We start from the raw sequence: 2,525 nt of genomic DNA, 5'->3' as shown, positions 1-2,525 counted from the left end.
TGTGAACGATCACGTAATTCCCCGGGCCCGGCGTCACGTAATTCCCCAGGTCCTGACCTCGTCCATGTCTACTTGATCGAGGGCTTGTTTGTCTTCTCGCCGCCTCCTCCTCGGGGCCGTTTGTTGGGCCGGTAGCTGGGGCCGTTCATGATCACCTGGTGGCTGGTGTTGATCAGCCGGTCCAGGAGTGACTCGGCGACCACGGGGTTGGGGAAGAGCGGATACCAGTCGCTCGGCGCCCGGTTGCTCGTGAGGATCAGGGACCGGCCCTGCCGCTCGCTGACCAGTTCGTAGAGGTCGTCGGCCTGGGACGCGGTCAGCTGGCGCATCGCGAAGTCGTCGAGGATGAGCACGTCGGGACGTACCAACTCGCGCAGTCGGCGGTCCCAGGTGCGGTCCGCGTGGCCGCCGGCCAGGTCCGCCAGGACCCGACTGGTCTTGGCGAAGCGGACGTTGGCGCCCTGACGAATCGCGAGATGCCCGAGCGCCTGGGCGACGTGTGTCTTCCCGACGCCGACCGGACCGAACAGAATGACGGACTCTCCGGTGTGCAGCCAGCGCAGGGCGGCGAGGTCGCGGATCTGGGCGGCGGGCAGCTTCGGGGAGGCGGCGAAGTCGAACTCCTCCAGGGTGACCTGCTGCTCGAACTTCGCCCGGTGCAGGCGGCGTTGGAAGGCGACGGTGTCGCGGCGGGTGATCTCGTCCTGGCAGAGCGTCTGGAGGAACTCGAGGTGTCCGAGTTCGCCGCCATGGGCCTGGGCGAGGCGGGCATCCAGGGTCTCCAGCATGCCCGACAGCTTCAGCGCGCGCAGTGCGTCGCGCAGGGCGGTGTCCATGATGGTCATCACGCCACTCCTTCGTCGTGACGGTGGTCATCACGGTCGTCGTTCGTCATGTCGGGGGTCGCGGCGGCCTGGAAGAGCCGCTGAGGGCCGTGCAGGAAGGCGGCGGCGCCGCCGTCACCCGCGGTCTCGGGGGCAGGCTCGGTCTCGGTGCCGGCGACGAGGATGCCCTTGATGGTGCGGTAGGACGGGTCGCCGACGAGGGTGGCCTTGGCGCAGGCGGCCTCCAGCCGGGCGTCGCCGTACTTCTTGCGCAGCCCGAGGACGCCCTGGGCGGCGCGGAGCCGGTAGAGCGCGTTGACCTCCAGCAGATGGTCGATCACGGCGCGGCAGGCCGGGCCGACCTGTGCGGACTTGGTGCGGCACCAGGTGGGGGTCCGCATATGGAAGGCGATTTTCTCGGGCGGGTAGTCGCTGCTGTGGGTGCGTTTGCCCTGCTCAAGTGCCGCATGGGTCTTGACCAGTTCGCCCTCGTGGAAGACCTGGACGAAGGCTTGGGTGGAGCGGACGTCGACGCGCTGGCCGATCAGTTTCCACGGCACCGAGTAGAGGGTGCGACCCACCTTGATGTGGATGTCCGGACCGACCGTCGCCGCACTCCAGCGGGCCAGTACGAACGGGGTCTTCGGCAGCGGCAGCAGCGTGGCGGCCTCGACGGCCTCGAACACCGACAGCGGGGATGCGCCGCCCAGCGGCCGGCACTGCCGCTGCCCGGCGACCTCGCTCGACCAGCGGATCGCATCCCTCTGCATGTGCTCGAGGGAGACGAACTCCCGTCCCCGCCACCACGAATCACGTATATAAGGCATGGGGCGCTCGACTCTGGGCTTGTCTTTTGGCCGGCCTGCGCGGGCTGGGTCCACCAACGCGCCGTAATGGGTGGCGAGTTCGGCATACGCCTTGTTGATTTTGGGGTCGTAGAGGTCGGGCTTATCGACCCCGGTGCGCAGGTTGTCGGGCACGAGCCGCCGGGTGACGCCGCCGAAGAACCGGAAGGCTTCGACGTGGGCCTCGGTCCAGGCGTGCTGGTCGAGGTGGATGACGGGGCGGACGAACATGTGCCGCGAGCAGGCCAGGATCATCACGAACGCCCAGATCCGGTGCCGTTTCCCGCTGCGCGGGTTGATCCACTGGCCCAGGAAGCCGTAGTCGATCTGGGCCTCCAGGCCCGGCTCGACCTCGTCGCGCAGGACGGTAACCTGCGACCTTCTCGTCTCCTCGGGCAGCGTCGCCGCTATCCACCGCCGCAGCGAGGACACCGACGCCGTCAACCCGTGTTCGTCCCGCAGCCGTTGGTGGATCGTGGAGACGGTCACCGTCCCCAGCAGGCTCTTGATGTAATCGCCATGCTTGTCGATCTCGGGCCAGGTCACCTGCCTCAGCCGGGCGTCGGCGAGCTCGGGGAACCAGCCCTTGATCAGCCCGGCCCAGTCTGCCGCGGTCATCGCCGGGCCGCCCGGACTCATCCCGGCGGCCTCCGCCGGGGCCAGGTACTTCCTGATCGTCTTGCGGTCCACTCCCAGCGACGCGGCCAGCTCGCTCTTGGAACGGCCCGCATACCAGTGGACGTAGATCTCGGTCACATCGACCACGTTGAACGTTCTCCTTGCCATCGTGCGCTTCCCTCGACCTCGAACCACTGATCGAGGAAGCGTCCGTGTTCTCGACGGCCAGGACTATGAC

2 protein-coding genes are annotated in these 2,525 nt (G+C 67.9%); both read right to left on the bottom strand.

All coding sequences use genetic code 11. From position 1 onward, the window contains the following. Window positions 1–68 precede the first annotated feature (68 nt). Window positions 69–845 (bottom strand): IS21-like element helper ATPase IstB, encoded by a 777-nt coding sequence (istB, locus tag H8R17_RS45140; protein ID WP_187828943.1) that lies wholly within the window; start codon window positions 843–845, stop codon window positions 69–71. Next, window positions 845–2,434, bottom strand: coding sequence for an IS21 family transposase (gene istA, locus H8R17_RS45135; protein WP_187828944.1), 1,590 nt, complete (start codon window positions 2,432–2,434; stop codon window positions 845–847). Before istA ends, istB begins: the two co-directional genes overlap by 1 nt. Window positions 2,435–2,525 lie beyond the last annotated feature (91 nt).

It is taken from the genome of Streptomyces sp. TRM68367, assembly GCF_014495685.1.
Classification (GTDB): Bacteria; Actinomycetota; Actinomycetes; order Streptomycetales; family Streptomycetaceae; genus Streptomyces.
This window is presented reverse-complemented; position numbering and strand designations above follow the sequence as displayed.

Bases quoted from the DNA above. Each gene is read 5' to 3' on its own strand.
- istB (WP_187828943.1), bottom strand. From the start codon at position 845: ATGACCATCATGGACACCGCCCTGCGCGACGCACTGCGCGCGCTGAAG.